Annotated in this window: 17 protein-coding genes; 12 read left to right on the top strand and 5 right to left on the bottom strand. The window is 69.3% G+C overall.

All coding sequences use genetic code 11. The features are described from left to right. Positions 1-103 precede the first annotated feature (103 nt). The 3 genes from C0481_RS00125 to C0481_RS00115 are packed head-to-tail and all read left to right on the top strand — an operon-like array spanning position 104 to position 3,954. Positions 104-1,324: a DcaP family trimeric outer membrane transporter gene (locus C0481_RS00125; protein ID WP_293399189.1), complete on the top strand. Its 1,221-nt coding sequence runs from the start codon at positions 104-106 to the stop codon at positions 1,322-1,324. Between the two features lie 17 nt (positions 1,325-1,341). Next, the gene (glsA, locus tag C0481_RS00120) at positions 1,342-2,376 is read left to right on the top strand and encodes a glutaminase A (protein ID WP_293399186.1); all 1,035 of its coding nucleotides are present in this window, start codon (positions 1,342-1,344) and stop codon (positions 2,374-2,376) included. Between the two features lie 12 nt (positions 2,377-2,388). Then, entirely contained in the window at positions 2,389-3,954 is a 1,566-nt protein-coding gene (locus C0481_RS00115; RefSeq protein WP_293399184.1) for a hypothetical protein, read from the top strand. Positions 3,955-3,956: 2 nt separating this feature from the next. Here the strand turns inward: C0481_RS00115 and C0481_RS00110 are convergent, their stop codons facing one another. The 3 genes from C0481_RS00110 to C0481_RS00100 are packed head-to-tail and all read right to left on the bottom strand — an operon-like array spanning position 3,957 to position 6,754. Beyond that, complete coding sequence (locus C0481_RS00110) at positions 3,957-5,099, bottom strand: amidohydrolase family protein (RefSeq protein WP_293399181.1); 1,143 nt, start codon at positions 5,097-5,099, stop codon at positions 3,957-3,959. A 7-nt stretch (positions 5,100-5,106) separates the two neighbouring features. Then, on the bottom strand, positions 5,107-5,946 hold the full coding sequence (locus C0481_RS00105; RefSeq protein ID WP_293399179.1) for a hypothetical protein: 840 nt from the start codon (positions 5,944-5,946) through the stop codon (positions 5,107-5,109). Positions 5,947-5,959: 13 nt separating this feature from the next. Next, positions 5,960-6,754, bottom strand: coding sequence for a DUF2092 domain-containing protein (locus C0481_RS00100; protein ID WP_293399176.1), 795 nt, complete (start codon positions 6,752-6,754; stop codon positions 5,960-5,962). Positions 6,755-6,994: 240 nt separating this feature from the next. On the opposite strand from C0481_RS00100, the gene C0481_RS00095 reads away from it, so the two are divergent. Both C0481_RS00095 and C0481_RS00090 read left to right on the top strand, forming a co-directional pair. After that, entirely contained in the window at positions 6,995-8,923 is a 1,929-nt protein-coding gene (locus C0481_RS00095) for a pyrroloquinoline quinone-dependent dehydrogenase (protein ID WP_293399173.1), read from the top strand. Positions 8,924-8,978: 55 nt separating this feature from the next. Then, positions 8,979-9,689 (top strand): glutathione S-transferase, encoded by a 711-nt coding sequence (locus C0481_RS00090; RefSeq protein ID WP_293399170.1) that lies wholly within the window; start codon positions 8,979-8,981, stop codon positions 9,687-9,689. Here C0481_RS00090 and C0481_RS00085 read toward each other — a convergent pair. After that, positions 9,671-10,465: a MipA/OmpV family protein gene (locus C0481_RS00085; RefSeq protein ID WP_293399167.1), complete on the bottom strand. Its 795-nt coding sequence runs from the start codon at positions 10,463-10,465 to the stop codon at positions 9,671-9,673. The genes C0481_RS00090 and C0481_RS00085 overlap by 19 nt on opposite strands. 220 nt (positions 10,466-10,685) lie before the next feature. Between C0481_RS00085 and katG the strand changes: the two genes are divergently transcribed. The 7 genes from katG to C0481_RS00050 all read left to right on the top strand — a co-directional run bounded on the left by katG (position 10,686) and on the right by C0481_RS00050 (position 18,781). Beyond that, positions 10,686-12,875, top strand: a complete 2,190-nt coding sequence (gene katG / locus C0481_RS00080) for a catalase/peroxidase HPI (protein ID WP_293399165.1) — start codon at positions 10,686-10,688, stop codon at positions 12,873-12,875. Between the two features lie 116 nt (positions 12,876-12,991). Then, positions 12,992-15,634 carry an AMP-binding protein gene (locus C0481_RS00075; RefSeq protein ID WP_293399162.1) on the top strand — a complete coding sequence of 881 codons (2,643 nt, stop codon included), beginning with the start codon at positions 12,992-12,994 and terminating at the stop codon, positions 15,632-15,634. Positions 15,635-15,762: 128 nt separating this feature from the next. After that, complete coding sequence (locus tag C0481_RS00070) at positions 15,763-16,134, top strand: hypothetical protein (RefSeq protein ID WP_293399159.1); 372 nt, start codon at positions 15,763-15,765, stop codon at positions 16,132-16,134. A gap of 10 nt (positions 16,135-16,144) precedes the next feature. Then, positions 16,145-16,318, top strand: coding sequence for a hypothetical protein (locus C0481_RS00065; protein WP_293399156.1), 174 nt, complete (start codon positions 16,145-16,147; stop codon positions 16,316-16,318). A gap of 82 nt (positions 16,319-16,400) precedes the next feature. Further along, positions 16,401-16,973: a TetR/AcrR family transcriptional regulator gene (locus tag C0481_RS00060; protein ID WP_293399154.1), complete on the top strand. Its 573-nt coding sequence runs from the start codon at positions 16,401-16,403 to the stop codon at positions 16,971-16,973. A gap of 23 nt (positions 16,974-16,996) precedes the next feature. Continuing rightward, a complete protein-coding gene (locus tag C0481_RS00055; protein WP_293399151.1) occupies positions 16,997-18,025 on the top strand; it encodes an NAD-dependent epimerase/dehydratase family protein in 1,029 nt (342 codons plus the stop codon). Between the two features lie 84 nt (positions 18,026-18,109). Next, a complete protein-coding gene (locus tag C0481_RS00050) occupies positions 18,110-18,781 on the top strand; it encodes a nitroreductase (RefSeq protein ID WP_293399148.1) in 672 nt (223 codons plus the stop codon). Here the strand turns inward: C0481_RS00050 and C0481_RS00045 are convergent. Continuing rightward, the gene (locus C0481_RS00045) at positions 18,778-19,431 is read right to left on the bottom strand and encodes a glutathione S-transferase family protein (RefSeq protein WP_293399146.1); all 654 of its coding nucleotides are present in this window, start codon (positions 19,429-19,431) and stop codon (positions 18,778-18,780) included. The two genes, C0481_RS00050 and C0481_RS00045, sit on opposite strands and share 4 nt — an antisense overlap. Between the last annotated feature and the right edge of the window lie 88 nt (positions 19,432-19,519).

The raw sequence follows: 19,519 nt of genomic DNA, 5'->3' as shown, positions 1-19,519 counted from the left end.
CACCTGATAGCCACAGCGATACCTGAGCTTCAACGTTCCGGCTGCGCTCGGCAGGTGAGCGACAACTGGAGGGCTGGTGATGGTTCAGTATTTGAACCGACCATTGAGTCGCTGTGCATTCGCGGCTGCTGCCGCCGGACTTGGCTTCGCGGGCGCCGCACACGCGCAGGACGCACCGAATTTCGAAGTCTATGGCTTCGCTCAACTGGACTACGTTCAGGACTTCAAGCGGGTTCACCCCGACTGGGACGCGACCCTGCGGCCATCGAAGATCCCCACCGTCGACGGCATTTACGGCGACGACGGCCAGGCCATCCTGAGCGCTCGCCAAAGCCGTCTCGGGGTCCGGGCCAACCAGCCGATCGCCGGCAACGACCTCTTCGTCCGCTTCGAGTTCGACCTCTACGGGGTCGGCGACGACGCCGGGCAGACCACCTTCCGCCTGCGCCACGCCTATGGCGAATGGGGCCCGATCCTGGCCGGCCAGACCAATTCGGTCTTCATGGACGGCGACACCTTCCCCAACACCATCGACTACTGGGGCCCCAACGGCATGGTGTTCGTGCGGACCCCGCAGATCCGCTACACCTACAAGACCGGCGGCCATCAGATCGCCGTGGCGCTGGAACTGCCTAGCAACGACATCGACCCTGGCAACGTCCGCCTGATCGACTCCGATATCGCCTCCGGCCTGCAGGGCGACGAGGAACTTCCCGACCTGACCGCGCACTGGCGCTACGGGGCCGACTGGGGCCACGTCCAGGTCGCCGGCATCCTGCGCCGCGTGGGCTTCGAGACCGCCGGCACGCCGAACAACGAGCCCTCCGACAGCAAGACCGGCTGGGGCGTCAACCTCTCCTCGAACATCAAGCTGCTCGAGAAGGACGTCATCCACCTCAGCGCCGTCTACGGCGAAGGCATCGCCACCTACATGAACGACGGCGGCACCGACCTGGCGCCGGAAGCCGACCGCCTGAATGCGCCACCGCCGGCGCCCGGCGAGCTTCCGCCGATCGGCCTGCGTGGCGACGTCGTCCCGCTGTTCGGGATGATGGCCTACTACGACCACTACTGGAACGATCAGTTCAGCTCGTCGATCGGCTACAGCCGCGTCCAGGTCGACAACACCAACTTCCAGGAAGGGACCGCCTTCCAGACCGCGCAGTACGCCTCGGTGAACCTGCTCTACACGCCCTCGGACAAGATCATGATGGGCGGCGAGTTCCTGTGGGGCACGCGCGAGGACAAGGACGGCGAGGAAGGCGAGGATTACCGCCTCCAGATCTCGTTCAAATACGCCTTCTCCAGCAACGACTTCCGCTGATCTGGGAGCACTCGATCATGCAAACCAACGCTTCCCGGCGGGACCTGGCCAAGGCTTTCGCCTTCATGGCCGCCGCCTCCGCCGCCGGCCCGGCGCTCGCCCAGTCGGCGCCCGCGGCCCCCGCCAACGTGGACGCCGCCGTCAAGGCCGCCCACGCCGAGTTCAAGGGCCTGAACGAGGGCAAGAACGCCGACTACATCCCGGCCCTCGCCCAGGTGCCCTCGAACTATTTCGGGATCGGCCTGGTCACCCCGACCAACAAGTCGTCCTTCGTCGGCGACATCGAGCCGAAGTTCTCGATCCAGTCGATCTCCAAGGTCTTCACCTTGGCCCTGGTGTTCCAGGAATCCGGCGAGGCGCTGATCGAGAACAGCATCGGCGTCGACGCCACCGGCCAGGTGTTCAACTCGATCACCGCCGTCGAGCAGTACAAGGGCAAGGAGATGAATCCCTTCGTCAATCCGGGGGCCATCGCCACCACCGGCATGGTCAAGGGCGGGAGCGCCGACGAGGTCTGGCGCAAGATCCTCGGCATCCACAGCGACTTCGCCGGCCGCCAGCTCGACGTCGACCAGGTGGTCTACAAGTCCGAGGCCGACACCAACCAGCGCAACCGCGCCATCGGCCAACTGATGTCGGCCTATGAGCGGTTCCCTGGCGACCCGGCCCAGGCGGTCGACCTCTACACCCGCCAGTGCGCCATCGCGGTGAACGCCAAGGACCTCGCGGTGATGGCCGCCACCCTGGCCAACGGCGGCAAGAACCCGGTCACCCGCAAGCAGGTGATCGATCCGCGCCACGTGCCCGGCATTCTCGCGGTGATGGCCACAGCCGGTCTCTACGACGACAGCGGCAAGTGGCTGTTCCACACCGGCCTGCCGGCCAAGAGCGGCGTCGGCGGCGGGATCATCGCGGTCTCGCCCGGCAAGTTCGGCATCGGCACCTTTGCGCCGCCGCTCGACGCGGCCGGCAACAGCGTCCGCGGCCAGCGCGCGATCACCTCGATCTCCAACGCCCTCGACGGCAATCCGTACGCAGTGCGCCCGGTCTAGTCGGAGAAAATCATGCGTATCGGGGGAGGAACGCGCAGGGCGCTGGCGGCCAGTTGCTGCGGCGCGTCCCTGCTCCTGGCGATCAGCAGCCCAGCAGCTGCGGCCGATGAAGCCCAGGCCACGGCGCTCGCCCCGCCGCCGCCTGGCGCCTCGGACGCGGCCCTGGCCGACATCCGCCGCGAGATCGCGGCGCTGAAGGCGGAGTCGGCCGCCGCCAAGGCCGCCGAAGAAGTCCGGGCCCAGCGCATCGACGCGCTCTCACGCCAGTTCAGCCTGGTGGCCGGCGATCCGTCGCCGGCGACGCCCGCGGCGGAATTGGCGGCGCCGGAAACGCAACCGAACCTCAAGCCCAGCCAGCGCGCCGAGGCGCCGCCGAAAGGCGCCAAGTGGGGCGGCTTCGAGCCCGGCAAGGGCCTGATCCTGATGCGCTCCGACATCGGCGAGGTGAACCTCGGCCTGGTCAGCTACCTGCGCTACCTGAACCAGGACGGGATGGACGACACCTATACGAGCAGCTTCGGCCAGCCCTTCGACGTCACCCCGCGCGAGGACTTCCAGTTGGCGAAGGTGCAGATAACCCTACGCGGTTGGCTGTTCGATCCGCGGTTCGGCTACAACGCCTATGTCTGGACGTCCAACGCCAGCCAAGGGCTCGGCGCCCAGGTGGTCGCCGCCGGCAACCTCAACTGGACCTTCAACGAGCACTTCCGGGCCTATTTCGGGATCCAGTCGGTGCCCTCGACCCGCTCGACCAACCGCACCTTCCCCTACTGGCTGCGCAACGACAATCGGCCCATCGCCGACGAGTTCTTCCGCGGGTCCTACACGCAAGGCATCTGGGCCGACGGCAAGATCATCGACGGTCTCGAATACCGGGTGATGCTCGCCAATAACCTCAGCGCGCTCGGCGTCCAGGCCCGCCAGCTCGACGCCAACATCGACACCTTCTCCGGCGCGCTGACCTGGATGCCGACGACCAAGGAGTTCGGCCCGGCGAACGGCATGGGCGACTTCGAGGATCACCAGAAGCTCGCGACCCTGTTCAGCGCCCACTTCACGCAGAGCACCGAGACGCCGCAGTCGCAGCCGGCCACGGACTCGATCGAGAACACCCAGATCCGGCTGTCCGACGGGACCCTGATCTTCAACGCCACCGCCTTCGGGACTGGGCGGATCACCGAGGTCCGCTACCAGATGATGGCCCTGGACGCGGCCTTCAAATACAAGGGCTTCGCGCTCGAGGGCGAGTATTACGCCCGGTGGCTGGATCCGTTGAAGGTCGAGGGCGTCCTCCCCCGCGACGACTTCTTCGACCAGGGCTACTCGCTGCAAGCCTCGGCCATGGTCATCCCCAAGACGCTGATGCTCTACGCCTCGGGGTCGCAGATCTTCGGCCAGTACGGCGATCCCTGGGACCTCGCCCTCGGCCTGAACTACTTCCCGTTCCAGCGCCGCGATCTGCGCGTGAACATGATGGGCCTGTGGGTCAAGAACTCGCCGGTCGGCTACACGGCCTATCCCATCCCGGTCGGCGGCAACGGCTTCACCTTCGTCACCGACTTCTCGCTGGCGTTCTGAGGCTAGCGGCTGGCGCGGCAGATCGGCGGCGCGACGTAATCCAGGTTCAGCAGCCGGAAGTAGTTCTCACCCAGCGCGATGTTGCGGAACGCCTCGTCGTTCAGGCGCCGGTTCACCCGGCTCGTGATCTCCCGTTCCTTCCAGTATTGCTCGAACGTCTTGTCGCCGGCGGCGACGAAGTCCGTGCCGTTCAGGATCCGGGTCGGATAGGCGTCGAACAAGTCGATGAAGTCCTGCCCGTACTGGTGGTAGGCGTTGTAGATCACGTCCCACGATATATCGAGCATGAGGTTCGGATAGGTATCCAGCGCCTTGCGCATGATCGCCACATGCAGCTTGGGATCCATCTTGGTCAGCTCTTTCGAGAGCCCCATGTGCGCCCAGACGATCTTGTTGTTCGGATAGGTCTTCAGCACGTGCTGCATCAGCGGCACGAACTGCGTCGGGTTGGCGTCGTTGCCCAGGTCGGCATGCAGCGTGATCGGGATGCCGCGCTCCTGAAGCACCTTCATGAACGGGGCCCAGCGGTCGATGCTCTCCAGCGTCGGCGGCTCGAAGCCGTTCTGGACCAGGGCCTGCTTCATGACGTTGGCCTCGCCCATCCAGCCGAACATGCCCGGGAACTCCCGGTCGTAGAGCTTGATGGTCTCCACCGCGCCCTCGGGATGGGCCAGGTCCACGAACGTCATCGACAGCGTGATGTGGACGTTGTCGTGCGGGTAGACCTTCACCTCCTGGGCGTTGACGAAGTCGTTCTTGATGCTCGGCTGCGCCGCCACCCCCGGACAGTTCAGGTAGTAGGTGCAGTCCGACTTCATATCGAGCGACTGACCGATGCCCATATAGGTCACGAACCGTACGCCGGCCTTGTCGAAGTACTGGAACAGCGTCGTCGGCTCGATCGCCGGGCCGCCGAATGGCCGCGGATGAAAGTGGGCGTCTGTGACGCCGGTATAGGGTTCGGTCTTGCGGTCGAAGCACTGCTGGGCGTTCGACTTCGAAAACGACGCCAGGCTGCGCTTGAACGTCGGGACCGGCGGGGTCGGGTCGGGTTTCGGGGCCGCCTGCGCGGCGGCCACGCCGGGCAGCGCCGCCAGGGCCAGGGCGCTGGCCGCCAGCGCGATCCGCAGCATATGGATGACCATGGGCGACCTACTGCGGCGGGGGCGGCGGGGGCGGCGGCTGAGCCGGGTCCGGCACCGTCACATAGACCACCGTATCGCCCTCGTAGCGCGGCTCGTAGTACATGCCGCCGCAGGAGTAGTACGAATTGTAGTAGGGCGAGCAGCCGTAGGGCAGCGAGTAGTACATCGACCCGTAGATCGCCGCCGAGGTCACCGCCGCGGCGGTGCCCAAAGCGATGCCGGCGCCGATCGGATGGTCGTCCCAGCCGCCCCAGCCCCAGTCGTTGTCGCCGTCGATATTGATGTCGTTGCCGACGTTGACGTTACCCCGGTTGACGTTGTTGCCGCTGTTGCGGATGCCGTCGCCGCGCGTCCCTTGGCCGGCGTCCGCTCGGCCGCCTTGCCCTGCCCCGGGCCGGTTCCCGGCATAGGCGCCCTGGCCGCCGGCTGGACGATTGCCTGCAAAAGCCCCCTCGCCGCCGGCGGGACGATAGCCTGCATTGCCGCCCTGGCCGACCGCGGGTCGGCTGCCGGCGTCCCCGCGCTGACCTCCTGCCGGTCGGCTGCCGGCGTAGGCGCCCTGCGCGCCTCCGGTGCGGCCGCTGGAATAGGCGCCTTGTCCACGGCTGCCACCAGCGCTGCCACGGCTCATCGAGCTGCTCTGCCGCGGCGCCGAGCCCATGCTGCTGCGCGAGCCGCCGCCCATGCTGCCACGGCTCATCGACGAGCCGCGGCTCATGCTCGACATGCCGCCGCCGCGGACCCCGCCGCCGCCGCGGCCGCGGGCATAGCTGTCGAAGGCCGCCATGCAGACGATCGAGATGATCGCGGTGGCGAGGGTGGCTCGGTAGAGAGGCGCTTTGGTCATCGCCGCATCCTCCTCAACGCGCCGCCATGAACTTGATCGGCTTGGCGTCGCTCGCGGGCGTGAAGGCAAAATCCTGCTGGGTGTAGGTGGGGTTCTCGACCCAGTTCAGCCGCGCGACATAGGTCGGACCGGTCGGATCGGTGCGGTCGATGATGACCAGCTTCTTCGGCAGCGGCTTGGCGCCCTGCTGGATCCAGATCTGCCAGTCCATGTCCTTTTCGCGGAAGGCGTAGTGCTGGGTTTCGACGCCGTCGATGGTCGCCGGCCCGACGACGAAGCCCGAGATCAGCTTGTCCTCGCGCGTCTTGTCGCCGCTCCAATGGAACAGATCCTCGAGCGGCAGCGCGATGCCGTACTTGTCGTAGATGGCGTCCAGGGTGGCGGCGTTCGTCGCCGGCGCATCGACCGTGGCGTAGTACTTCAGCTCCGGCGCAGAGACCGTGAACGTCTTGCCGTCATAGAAGAACGTCCGCTTCTTGATGTCGCTCTTCATATCGATGACGAAGCCGTTGGGACGCCGCACCTTGTAGTTGGTCACCCCGTCGAGCTGGAGGCGCTGGCCGTCATTGGTGACGACGTCGATCGTCGTATTGGCCGTGATCCCGAACGTCTTCAGGGTGTCCAGATAGGCCCCCATGCGCTTGAGCGCCTTCAGGGCGTCCTCCTCGACCTCCTGCGGCGGCAGTTCCGCCCCGGCCGCCGGCGCCGCCGCGGCGGGGGCCGCTGAAGGCGCGGGCGTCTGCTGCGCTAGGACGGGCCCTGCAAGTAGAAACGCGATGGAACTGACGATGGCCGGAGTGGTCCGCATAGTCGGTCTCTCGGTTCGGCAAGGGCCGGGCGGCCCGATCCGTTCTGATGGCTACGATTGTCACTCCATCGGCGAGCGCTCACCATCGGTAGAAACCCTAGGCGCGCCGTCCGTGAAAAACTCGTCCAGCTCTGTTCCTGTCCCGACCGCTCCGGCGCCTGGCCGAACCGCTCGCCCCGCCCGGCTCGCCGCTCGTCCCAGGGGGCTTCCCAAGGCCGGGGCCGAGCCGATCTTCGGCCCATGATCCAGCGTTTCGCCCTCCCGGCCCTGTCCGCCCTCGCCCTCGTCGCCTGCAGCCCGCCGGCAGCCCCGACCGCCCCGGCGCCGGACGCCGACTGGCCCTATTACGGCGGCGACGCCGGCGGCCAGCGGTTCTCGCCCGCCGCCCAGATCACCCCTGCCAACGTCAAGGGGCTGAAGGTCGCCTGGAGCTACTCCACCGGCCACATGCAGAGCCACGCCGACGCGGTCCAGCGCGCCGCGTTCGAGGCCACCCCGATCCTGGCCGGCGGCCGGCTCTTCCTCTGCAGCCCGTTCAATGTCGCCAGCGCCCACGACCCCGGCACAGGCAAGGCGCTCTGGACCTTCGACCCGAAGATCGACGCAGCCGCCCGCTATCCCAACAGCTTTAACTGCCGCGGCGTCGCCTACTGGCGCGATCCGGCCGCGCCGGCGAACGCCCCCTGCGCCGAGCGCATCTTCATGGCCACCAATGACCGGCGGCTGTTCTCGCTCGACGCCGCCACCGGCCAGGCCTGCGCCAGCTTCGGCCAAGGCGGCCAGGTCGACGCCATGCCGGGCGCGCAGCTGGCGCGGCCGGGCGGCGCCCAGATCACCTCGGCCCCGGTGGTCATCGACGGGATCGTCGTCGTCGGCTCGTCGATCGACGACAACCAGCGGGTCCGCGAGACGCCCGGAGCGGTGCATGCCTTCGACGCGGTCACCGGCGCCCTGCGCTGGACCTATGACCCGCTGCAGGCGGCCGGCCCCGGCGTCGTCGCCGGCGCCGCCAATGTCTGGGCCCCGATGTCCGCCGACCCTGCCCGCGGCCTCGTCTTCCTGCCGACCTCCAGCCCCAGCCCGGACTTCTACGGCGCGGCGCGGCCGGGCGCCGCTGGCCACGCCAACTCCGTCGTCGCCGTGCATGCCGCGACCGGCCAGGTCGCCTGGGCCTTCCAGACCACTCACCACGACGTCTGGGACTACGACGTCCCGGCCCAGCCGACCCTGGCCATGCTCGGCTACCGCGGCGGCCCGGTTCGGCCGGCGGTGATCCAGGCCACCAAGCAGGGCCTGGTCTTCACTCTCGACCGCGAGACCGGCCAGCCGATCATCCCGGTCGAGGAGCGTCCGGTCCCTCAAGGCGGCGAGGTCGGCGAGGTGCTCTCCCCGACCCAGCCCTTCCCGGTCGCGCCCGCGCCGCTGGCTCCCAACCGCATCACCCCTGACGACGCCTTCGGCCTGACGCCCTGGGACAAGGACGCCTGCCGCAAGCTGATCGCCGGGGCCCGCAACGAGGGGCTCTACACCCCGCCGAGCACCAAGGGGACGATCCTCTACCCGTTCACCGGCGGCGGCTCGAACTGGGGCGGGCTGGCCTTCGATCAGCGCCGCGGCGTGGCGTTCCTCAACACCTCCTCGGCCCTGCACAAGGTGACCCTGATCCCGGCCGAAAAAGTCGCCGGCGAGAAACAGGCCCATCCCGATCTGGAGATCAGCCCTCAGGCCGGCGCGCCCTACGGCATGCGTCGCGAACTGCTGGTTTCGCCGCTGGGCCTGCCCTGCAACCCGCCGCCTTGGGGCCTGCTCACCGCCGTCGACATGACCACCGGCAAGGTGCTGTGGCGCACCCCGCTCGGTACGACCCGCGACCTGGCGCCCGGCTCCCAGCTGGTCATGCGCGGGGTCGGCACCCCCAACATGGGCGGCCCGATCGCCACCGCCTCGGGCCTGGTGTTCATCGGCGCGGCGATGGACAACTACCTGCGCGCCTTCGACGCCAAGTCCGGCCAGGAACTCTGGAAGGGCCGCCTGCCGGCCGGCGGCCAGGCCACCCCGATGACCTACGTTTGGAAGGGCCGCCAGTACGTCGTCATCGCCGCCGGCGGCCACGCCAAGGGCGACACCAAGCGCGGCGACCAGGTCGTGGCCTTCGCCCTGCCGGACTAGCGCATCCGCAGCGGGCGTGGCCGCGTTCTAGCCGTCACGCCCTCGGAGCCCCGCCATGCCCGACTATGAGCTCTACTACTGGTCCGTGCCGTTCCGCGGCCAGTTCATACGCGCCATCCTCGCCCATGCTGGCCAGGACTGGACCGAGGCTGGCGACGCCGCCATCGGCAGGCTGATGGACTCGCCGGCCCGCGACCTGCCGGTCCCGTTCATGGGCCCGCCGCTGCTGATCGACCGCCCGGCCGGCGTCGCCGTCGCCCAGACCCCGGCCATCGTCCTCTATCTGGGCGAGACCCTGGACCTCCTGCCCCGCACGCCCGTCCTGCGCGCGCTCACCTTGAAGGTCGTCGCCGACGCCAACGACGTGATCGACGACCTCACCCTCGATGGGGGCCGGCTGATGTGGACGCCCGACCGCTGGCGCGAGTTCGAACCGCGCCTGCGCAAGTGGATGTCGTTCTGGGAGGAGACCGGCCGCCGTCACGGCCTGACCGCCGAGGCCGGCCATCTGCTGGGCGGCGAAGCCCCTGGGATCGCCGACGTCGTCACCGCCGTCCTCTGGACCACTATGACCGACCGCTTTCCCGCCATCGGCGCGATGCTTGAGGACGCCGCCCCGATGACCGCGGCGCTCTCGCGGCGAGTCTCAGCGCTACCGCCGCTCGCCGAGCTCGCCGCCCGTGCGCGCCGCGACTACGGCGAGGCCTATTGCGGCGGCCAGATCGAGGCCTCGCTGCGCAAGGTGCTTCAGTTGCCCAGCGTGTAGCGGCCGCTGAGACTGATGCTGAATTGATCGTCCGAACCCAGTTGCTCGACGATCGGACTGTCGGCGGCGTCGCCGGTGATTTTGTAGTAGGTGGCCACGCTCTCGACGCTCCAACGCGGCGTCAGCCGATACTTGGCGCTGGCCACCAGGCCGGGCGACCAAGACGTACCGCTTGGCGAATAGGCGGCGAGCCCAAGCGGGCTGCGCGAGGCGTCCAGCGGCGTGACCGCGAAGTAAGTGCTGGTGAAGTCGTCGTCGCCCCAGTCTATCCGCGGCCCGGCGGTCAGCGTCCAGCGCTCGCCGCGCATGACGGCGTCGGCCCCCAGGTCGCCGACCCAGGCCTCGTGGCCGCCGAACCCGCGGCGCACCTCGGCCCGCAGCCGCAGCCAGTCGGTCGCCCACCAATTGACGAAGCCGCCGGCCTCCACGGCCGGATCGATCTTCTCGAACCCGCGCAGATCGTCCTCGTCCTCCCGCGCCGAACGCCAGCGTCCGACCACTCCGAAGGTCACCGGCCCGGTGTCGAACAGGCCCAGGCTCACCCCGTCGTCGGGCGCGCCGCTCGGGGTCGGGGGCGCATCGCGCCGCGACAGCACCACCGCGCCGGTGAACCAGGGCTTGTAATCGTCGGATCCGAGATAGTCGGGCGCATAGCTCACCCCGGCTCGGACGCTGTCGAGCGTCCATCCGAGAATGGTCGGAGCCTCCTGCGCGGCGGCCGGTGATGCCGCCGCCAGCACCAGCGCCATGGCCGTCGGAACGCGTCGCCACACCATGGACCTGACCTCCCGTCGTCGCGCGAGCAACGCGCATCCGCAACCTTCGGTCGCCGACCTTCGGCGATCGCATGGCGGGCCGCAAGGATATTGACCGAACCCGGCGCATTTATTCGGTTCCATTGATTGTCTCGATGGAAACGACAAAGTTTTCCCATTGGCCAGCGCGAAATCCAGGGCCTACGCTTTCCGGAAATCGCCGTTACGGGAGGACTTCGACATGGATGACGCAACCCCGCTCAATGACCCGCGCAAAGAACGCGGCGCCCTGCGTTCGCTGCTCGGACGCACCAATCGCGACTGGTGGCCCAACCATCTCTCGCTCGAGATCCTCCGCACCGGCGATCCGATGGGCGAGGATTTCAACTACGCTAAGGCCTTCAAGGCGCTCGACTATCAGGCGGTGAAGCGCGACCTGACCGCGCTGATGACCGACAGCCAGCCCTGGTGGCCGGCCGACTACGGCCACTACGGCCCGTTCTTCATCCGCATGGCCTGGCACAGCGCCGGGACCTATCGCAGCGGCGACGGCCGCGGCGGCGCCGGCGCCGGCCAGCAGCGGTTCGCGCCGCTGAACTCGTGGCCGGACAATGGCAACCTCGACAAGGCCCGCCGCCTGCTCTGGCCGATCAAGCAGAAGTACGGCGCCAACCTGTCCTGGGCCGACCTGATGATCCTGGCCGGCAACGTGGCCATCGAGTCCATGGGCGGGCCGGTGTTCGGCTTTGGCGGCGGCCGCGCCGACGTCTGGGAGCCCGAGCGCGACGTCTACTGGGGCACCGAGGAGCTGTGGGTCGGCCAGGAAGGCAACGAGACCCGTATCCAGCCTGAGAAGAACATGGTGCTGGAAAGCCCGCTGGCGGCGATCCAGATGGGCCTGATCTACGTCAATCCGGAAGGCCCCGGCGGCGTCGCCGACGCTCTGGCCTCGGCCCGCGACATCCGCGAGACCTTCCACCGCATGGGCATGACCGACGAGGAAACCGTCGCCCTGACCGCGGGCGGCCACACCTTCGGCAAGGCCCACGGGGCCGGCGACGCGGCCAAGGTGGGCGCCGCCCCCGAGGGCGCCGACATCGCCCAGCAGGGCCTCGGCTGGCAGAGCGGCCACGAAAGCGGCATGGGCGACCACACCATCACCTCGGGCCTGGAAGGCGCCTGGACCCCCACGCCGATCAAGTGGGACAACACCTTCTTCCACATGCTGCTCGACTACGAGTACGAGCTGGTGCGCAGCCCGGCCGGGGCCAAGCAGTGGCAGCCCATCGACCAGAAGCCCGAGGACATGGCCCCCGGCGCCCACAGCCCCGAGCGCCGCGTGCCGACCATGATGACCACCGCCGACATGGCGCTGAAGATCGATCCGGGCTTCCGGAAGATCTCCGAAGCGTTCCGCGACGACCCGGCTCACTTCGCCGACGCCTTCGCCCGCGCCTGGTTCAAGCTCTGCCACCGCGACATGGGGCCCAAGGCCCGCTACCTCGGTCCGGAAGTGCCGGCCGAGGACCTGATCTGGCAGGACCCGATCCCGGCCCAGAGCGGCCCGGTCATCGACGCCGCCGACATCAAGGCGCTGAAGGACAAGATCGCCGGCTCGGGTCTTTCGGTCGCCGATCTGGTCTCGACCGCCTGGGCCTCGGCCTCGACCTATCGCGGCTCCGACCACCGCGGCGGCGCCAACGGCGGGCGCATTCGCCTGGCGCCGCAGAAGGACTGGGAGGTCAACGATCCGGCCAAGCTCGCCCGGGTCCTCAAGGCCTATGAGGACATCAAGGCCGGCTTCGGCAAAGCCGTGTCGATCGCCGACCTCATCGTCCTCGGCGGTTCGGTCGGGGTCGAGAAAGCCGCCGCCGACGCTGGCTACAAGATCGAGGTCCCGTTCACGCCAGGCCGCACCGACGCCTCGCAAGACCAGACCGACGTCGAAGGCTTCGCGGTGCTCGAACCTCGGGTCGACGGCTTCCGCAACTACCTGCAGGTGGCCTTCAACGTCCCGACCGAGGAACTGCTGGTCGACCGCGCCCAACTGCTGGGCCTCTCGGCGCCGCAGATGACCGTCCTGGTCGGCGGCCTGCGGGTGCTGGGCGCCAACACCGGCGGCAAGGCGCATGGCGTGCTCACCGACCGCCCCGGCAAGCTGACCAACGACTTCTTCGTCAACCTGCTCGACATGAAGACGGCCTGGAAGGAGGTCGACGGCCACGCCGACGAGGTGTTCGTCGGCACCGACCGGCTGAGCAAGAAGGAGCTGTGGACCGCCACCCGCACCGACCTGGTGTTCGGCTCCAACTCCCAGTTGCGCGCGCTGTCCGAAGTCTACGCCTCGGCCGACGCCGGCGAGAAGTTCGTCAAGGACTTCGTCGCCGCCTGGACCAAGGTGATGAACGCCGACCGCTTCGACCTCGCCTGAGGTCCTGCCGGCGCCCAACTGAACAGCGCCCCCGAGGCATCTCGGGGGCGCTGCGATTCCCGGAGAGGCGCAGCCGCCAGGGGGCGCCTAGCCAAAGAACGGATTATCGGTCCAATGTGGAGTTGCGCTTCAGCGGGGTGCAGTTCGGGGTAGCGATGCGGCCATTCTGGACCTTGGATGTCGTCGACCCAGACCGGCCGGCGCTGATTTCAGCCACGGACGGCGAGACAAGCTATCGGACGCTCTCGCAGAGCGCCGAGACCTGGGCGCAGGCCCTGCGGACGCTAGCCGCGTGCTCCGTGCCGCTGGTGCTGCTGGATTTCGCCACCACCGCCGAGGCGATCGCCGCCTATCTCGGCGCCCTGCGCGCCGGCTTTCCGATCCTGCTCCAAGAGCCCGGCTTGGCCGACAGCCGCATCCACGAGGTGTGGAAGCCCGACATCCACCTGAAGACCGACGCCGCCGGGAAGCTCGTCGCCGAGGTCCGCGCCGGCTGGCAGGACGCAGCCTGGCCGCGGCCGCATCCCGACCTGGCGCTACTCCTGTCGACCTCGGGCAGCACCGGCGACCCGAAGCTCGTCCGCCTTTCGGGCGCTAACATCGCCGCCAACGCCGCGTCCATCGCGCAGTACCTGAACCTGACCGCCGACGACCGCGCGGCCGCCACCCTGCCGCTCTTCTACTCCTACGGCCTGTCGGTCCTAAACTCGTACCTCGCGGTCGGGGCGGCCCTGGTGCTGACCGACCGCTCGGTGTCGGATCCAGATTTCTTCTCCGAAGCGCGGGCGGCCGGCGTGACCAGCCTCGCCCTGGTGCCGCACCAATTCGAGCTGCTGGCCGCCGCGGCCTTCTCCGGGACCGAACTGCCGAGCCTGCGCTATGTCACCCAGGCCGGCGGCCGGCTCGCCCCAGAACTAGTCCGGCGCTTCTCGGCGCTCGGACGCGGCGCCGGCTGGGACCTCATGCTGATGTACGGCCAGACCGAAGCTGCGCCGCGCATCTCCTGGGTGCCGCCCTCGGCCCTGCCCGGCGCCGCCGACACCATCGGCCAGGCGATCCCGGGCGGGCGGATCTGGCTGGCGGACGAAGCGGGCGGCGAGATCGCCGGCGCCGGTCAGCCGGGCGAGCTGGTCTATGAAGGCCCCAACGTGATGATGGGCTACGCGCTCGAACGCGCCGGGCTGGCCGCGCCGCCGGGCGCGCCGCAGCTGCGGACCGGCGACATCGCCGAGCGCACGGCTGAGGGCTATTACCGTATCGTCGGCCGGATGAAGCGCTTCGTGAAGCTCTTCGGCCTGCGCCTCAGCCTGGATCAGATCGAACTCGCCCTGAACGAGGCCGGTGTTCGCGGCCACGCCGTCGCCGACGGCGACCGGCTGGTGCTGCTGGTGCGCGACGAGGGCCAGGTGGAAGCCGCGCGGACGCTCATCGCCGGGCTCTACGACCTGCCGGCGGCGCAGATCGCCGCCGCGCCGCTGGCCGAACCGCCGCTCCTGCCGTCCGGTAAGATCGACCACAAGGCGCTGGAGCAGATCGCCGCCGGCGTGGCCGACGCGGCGCTGGCCGCCCGCCGCCAGGCCGCGGCCTCCGTCAGCCTGGCCGCGATCCTGCGCGAGGCCACGCGCAGCGCGAGCGTCGGCCCCCAGGACAGCTTCACCAGCCTGGGCGGCGACTCGCTCAGCTACCTGATCATGCAGATGGCGCTCGAGGACCGGCTGGGCCGCGCCCCGGCCGGATGGGAGAACATGCCCCTGGCAGAGCTCGAGGCCCTGGCCCCGGCCGACACCGCCAAGCCGCCGCGCGCCCGGATCGACACCGACCTGCTGCTGCGGCTGGTGGCGATCTCGCTCGTCGTCGCCCAGCACGCCAGCGACTATCCCCTGTATGGCGGGACCTTGGCGCTGATCGCCGTCATGGGCTTTTCCATGGGCCGCTTCCAACTGCGGCAGATCGCCGAGGGCGACGCCGTCGGCTTCGCCAAGCGCCTGCTCTACCCGATCGTGCCGATCTATTTCCTGCTGCTGGCGGTCTACGGAGTGCTGCGTGAACCGCCGCCGCTCAGCTATCTCCTGCTGGTCGGCAACTACGAGCCTCTGATGTTCGGCTCCCTGCTCGGCCCGTTCTGGTTCGTCAGCCTCTATGCCCAGATCGTGGCGGCCATGGCGCTGGTCACGGCCGTTCCACCACTGCGGCGGCAAGCGGCGACGCACCCCTGGCGATCAGGCCTGGTGGTCTCGGGGCTGCTGGCCCTGGCGCTGGCGGCCTTGGCGCTTGTGGAGCACGGGCCGGGCCTTCCCTATGTCGGCCAACGCGGCCTGCCGGAGGCCTTCAGCATCTTCGTGCTCGGCTGGCTGCTGCAAACCATGCAGGGCGTGCGGCAGACCGCCATCACCGTGGTCATGGCGATCGTGACCCTGGCCTTGCTGGGCCAGATCGACCTGACGCCCCAGGTCCTCTGCGTCATCTCGGCGGCGCTGGCCATCCTGGCGCTGCGCCTGTCGATCCCGGCGCCGCGTTGGCTTGGACGCTTGGCCGCCACCCTCGGCATGGCGACGCTCTACGTCTATCTGCTGCACTCGTTCGTGCTCCACTTCCTGCGCCCGCTCGACCTCCACGATCTAGTCAACATCGCCGTGGCCTTGGGGCTGAGCTTCGCCGTCGCATTGGTCGCGTATCGGGCCTTCCTGGTCGCCGACGGTCTGCTGCGCGATCGCCTCGGCAGGCTGTTCGCCTACCGGGCCACGGGCTTGCGCTCCTAAGCGCGCTCGTCCGCCCAAGGCGTCGGGCCCGCCGCGCCCCGCATTGCGGGTTTCGCCCGATCCACCTTCAAGCGACGCCGTCGTACAGCTGCGGGACTAGAGCCGTCGCCCTGAAGGAAGGACTGCGTATGCGTCGCCGCATCCCCCTCTTCGTCGCAGCCGCGCTGCTGGCGGCCTGGCCCGCCGCGGCCCAGCCGATCCTCACCCACCTCGCGGACGGCAACGACTGGAAGCGCTCCTCGATCGAACAGCAGCGCGCCTATCTCGCCGGCGTCTCCAACATGATCTCGGTCGGCGCCGCATGGGACGCCAAGAACATGCCGGGCGCCGAGCAAACCTTCTCGCGGACCGCCCAACGCGGCCTCAAGCACACCGATCTCGAGGAAGCCATCCGCGTGGTCGACGGCTGGTACCGCGCCAACCCGACCCAGCTGAACAAGCCCGTCCTTTCCGTGGTCTGGCGCGAGATCGCCAAACCGCAATTTCCTCCGGCCAAGTAGGACCGCCGACATGAAGAAGCTCGGTCTCACCGTCGCGGCGATCGCCCTGAGCGCGATGCTCGCCGCCTGCGCCACCGCCACCGGCGCCGTCGTCGGGGCGGGAATTGGCAGCCTGTCAGGCAACGCCGGCAAGGGCGCGGCCATCGGAGGCGCCGTCGGGGCCGTCGTCGACATCGTCGACTAGGCCCTGCGCCTGAGCCCTGGCGTGTTTACATGCGGTCGCTTTCATTTATAACCGACTGGTCGGTTATAAATAGGAACACCCCGTGGGCCGCAAACGCGTCATCGATCAGCAGGTCATCCTGGACGCCGCCGAGCGCGTCGTCGCCCGCGACGGCGCGGCCGGCCTCACGCTCGACGCCGTCGCCAAGGAGGCCGGCGTCGGCAAGGCGACGGTGATCTACGACTTCAAGACCAAGCAGGCGCTGATCGAAGCGGTCGTGGACCGTTCCTTCCTGGCCGACAACGCCCGTCACACGGCGCTCGAAGCCGAGCTAGGCGATCAGGACAGCTTGGCCATCCGCGGCCGGATCCGCGGCGGCGCGCACGCGCCTCCGGAAGACTTCCGCGCCGTCGCCCTGAACCTCAGCGCCGCCCTCGCCCTCGACCCCGCCCTGCGCCGGAAGATGCAGGCCAACCAGGCCGACGTTATCGCCCGCGTGCTCGGCACCGCCGCCTCGCCGCGCGGCGCCCTGCTCGCCTACCTCGCCGTCGAGGGGCTGAAGTTCCTCGAATTCCTCGACTTCCACCACTTCCCCCCGGACGAACGCGACAGGATCGTCCGCGAGATCGAGTGGCTCGCCACCGCCCAGCCGGACGACGCCGCCCAGCGCACCTGACCCTCCCCCATAGGACAACGCTCATGACGAACCCCATCTCCGCCGTCCCCGCGGCGGCGGGCGCCCGCGCGCGCACGCGCCAAATCTTCCTGACCGGCGCCGCCGGCTATGTCGGGCGCAACCTGGCCCGCAGCTTCGTCGGCGACGGCGTGGCGGTCACCGCCCTGGTCCGCACGCCTGAGGCGGCCGAGCGCCTGCGCGCGCTCGGCGCGGTCCCGGTCGTGGGCGACATCCTCGACCCGAACCTCGCCATGCAGATGGCCGGCTGCGACGCCGTGGTCCACGCCGCGGCGGACACCGATCACGGCCACGGCGGCGGCGCGCAGATGCGAACCAACGCCGGCGGAACCGAAAACGTCCTGCGCGCCGCCCGCGCAGCGGGGATCGGCCTCGCCCTGCACCTGAGCACGGAGTCGGTGCTCAGCGACGGCCGCCCGCTCAAGAACGTCGACGAGACGCACCCCTATCCCGCCCGCCCTGCCGGCTCCTACACCCGCAGCAAGATCGCCGCCGAGAAGGTCGCGCTGTCGATGGCCGCGCCGGAGTTCGAGGTCGTGGTGGTCCGCCCGCGCTTCGTCTGGGGCCGCGACGACACCACCGCCCTGCCGACCCTCCTGCAGGCCGCGCAGGCCGGCCAGCTGGCCTGGATCGGCGGCGGCGGCTACCTGACCTCCACCACCCACATCGATAATCTCTGCCACGGCGTGGACCTGGCCCTGCGGCGCGGCCGCAGCGGCGAGATCTACTTCCTCTCCGACGGCGAGCCGGAGGCCTTCCGGACCTTCATCTCGGCGCTGCTGGAGACCCAGGGCCAAGCCGCCCCGACCTCGACCATCCCGCGCCCGGTCGTGCGCGCCATCGCTGCCGTCGGCGATCTGATCGGCAAGGCGAGCGGCGGCCGCAAGCCCGCCCCCCTGACCTTGCAGGTCTTTGCCAGCTCAGCCGTTGAAGTCAGCCTCGACATCGGCAAGGCCCGCCGCGAGCTCGGCTACGCGCCGGTCGTCTCCCGCAGCGAAGGCCTGGCGGCGCTGGCCGCGTCCGCTTCGCAATAGTCGCCAACGTCTCGGTCCCCATTGGCTTTCGCCGCGGAATGCTGGCAGTTCTCTGGCTCTGCGCCAACGAACCTGAGCCCCATCATGCTGTTTGACGACGTCATCCTCGGCCGCCGGAGCATCCGCGGCTACAAGCCCGATCCGGTGCCGCGCAAACTGATCGAGGAGATCATCGGCCTGGCGATGCGCGCGCCCTCGTCGATGAACACCCAGCCCTGGAACTTCTACGTCGTCACGGGCGAGCCGCTGGACAAGATCCGCGCCGGCAACACCGAGCGCAACCTGGCCGGCGTGCCGCACTCGCGCGAATTCCGCACGGGCGAAGCCTTCGCCGGCGCGCACCGCGACCGCCAGGTCGGCGTCGCCAAGCAGCTGTTCGCCGCCATGGGCATCGCCCGCGAGGACAAGGAAATGCGCCAGGACTGGGTGCTGCGCGGCTTTCGCCAGTTCGACGCCCCGGTCTGCGTGATCATCACCTATGACCGCGTGCTGGCCACCAGCGACGACACCCCCTTCGACTGCGGGGCGGTGACCACCGCCCTGGTCAACGCCGCCTGGTCGCGCGGCCTGGGCGCCGTGATCAACAGCCAGGGCATCATGCAGTCGCCGGTGGTCCGCGAGCACGCCGGCATCGCCGACGACCAGGTGATCATGAAGGCCGTCGCCCTGGGCTGGCCCGACGAGAGCTTCCCGGCCAACGCCGTGGTGTCCGAGCGCAAGTCCGTCGACGAAGCCACGGTGTTCGTCGGCTTCTAGCCCTCGCCGGCGACGGCCTGGAACACCGCCAGCTGATCGGCGAACGCCCGCTGGTAAGCCGGCCGCGCCTCGCCGCGCGCGACATAGGCCGCAAGGTTCGGGTAGTCGGGCAGCAGCTCGGCCCCGGCCGGCCGGCGCAGCACGCTGACCATCATCAGGTCGCCGGCGCTAAAGGCCCCGTCCAGCCACTCGGCCGGGCCAAGCCGGGCCGAGAGCTCGTCTAGCCGGCGACGCACGCGGGCCTCCAGCATCGGCGCGCGCTCGGCGTACCAGGGCTTGTCGCGCTCGATGAGCATGGTCTGCTCGCGCTCGACGATCGGCGGCTCGACCGTGTTCAGCGCCGCGAACATCCAGCCGATCGCCCGGGCCCGTGCGTCCGGATCGGCCGGCAGCAGGCCGGGCCGGCCCTCGGCTAGGTGCAGGATGATCGCGCCGGATTCGAACAGCGCCAGCCCGCCGGCCTCGAAGGTCGGGATCTGCCCGAACGGATGCAGCGCCAGGTGCGGCGGCTGCTTCATCGCCGCGAACGACACCAGCCGCACGTCATAAGGCTGGCCGACCTCCTCCAGCGCCCAACGCACGCGCATATCGCGCGCCAGGCCGCGGCCGCGGTCGGGCGCGGCTTCGAAAGCGGTGATGGTCGGCGGCATCGGTCGTCTCCTCCTATTTCCTCAAGAACGAACGGGACGCCCGCGTTCCGACACCCTGCGCGCTTTGCCGCAGGGCGTCGCCGCCGCG

The organism is Phenylobacterium sp. (assembly GCF_013822795.1).
Taxonomy (GTDB): domain Bacteria; phylum Pseudomonadota; class Alphaproteobacteria; order Caulobacterales; family Caulobacteraceae; genus Phenylobacterium.
Note: the sequence above shows the minus strand (reverse complement) of the source record. Positions and strands in the feature narration are given on the sequence as shown.

Coding starts and splice junctions, on each gene's coding strand:
- C0481_RS00095 (WP_293399173.1), top strand. CDS start 6,995: ATGATCCAGCGTTTCGCCCTCCCGGCCCTGTCCGCCCTCGCCCTCGTC.
- C0481_RS00115 (WP_293399184.1), top strand. CDS start 2,389: ATGCGTATCGGGGGAGGAACGCGCAGGGCGCTGGCGGCCAGTTGCTGC.
- katG (WP_293399165.1), top strand. CDS start 10,686: ATGGATGACGCAACCCCGCTCAATGACCCGCGCAAAGAACGCGGCGCC.
- C0481_RS00085 (WP_293399167.1), bottom strand. CDS start 10,465: ATGGTGTGGCGACGCGTTCCGACGGCCATGGCGCTGGTGCTGGCGGCG.
- C0481_RS00055 (WP_293399151.1), top strand. CDS start 16,997: ATGACGAACCCCATCTCCGCCGTCCCCGCGGCGGCGGGCGCCCGCGCG.
- C0481_RS00105 (WP_293399179.1), bottom strand. CDS start 5,946: ATGACCAAAGCGCCTCTCTACCGAGCCACCCTCGCCACCGCGATCATC.
- C0481_RS00090 (WP_293399170.1), top strand. CDS start 8,979: ATGCCCGACTATGAGCTCTACTACTGGTCCGTGCCGTTCCGCGGCCAG.
- glsA (WP_293399186.1), top strand. CDS start 1,342: ATGCAAACCAACGCTTCCCGGCGGGACCTGGCCAAGGCTTTCGCCTTC.
- C0481_RS00045 (WP_293399146.1), bottom strand. CDS start 19,431: ATGCCGCCGACCATCACCGCTTTCGAAGCCGCGCCCGACCGCGGCCGC.
- C0481_RS00065 (WP_293399156.1), top strand. CDS start 16,145: ATGAAGAAGCTCGGTCTCACCGTCGCGGCGATCGCCCTGAGCGCGATG.
- C0481_RS00070 (WP_293399159.1), top strand. CDS start 15,763: ATGCGTCGCCGCATCCCCCTCTTCGTCGCAGCCGCGCTGCTGGCGGCC.
- C0481_RS00110 (WP_293399181.1), bottom strand. CDS start 5,099: ATGGTCATCCATATGCTGCGGATCGCGCTGGCGGCCAGCGCCCTGGCC.
- C0481_RS00050 (WP_293399148.1), top strand. CDS start 18,110: ATGCTGTTTGACGACGTCATCCTCGGCCGCCGGAGCATCCGCGGCTAC.
- C0481_RS00100 (WP_293399176.1), bottom strand. CDS start 6,754: ATGCGGACCACTCCGGCCATCGTCAGTTCCATCGCGTTTCTACTTGCA.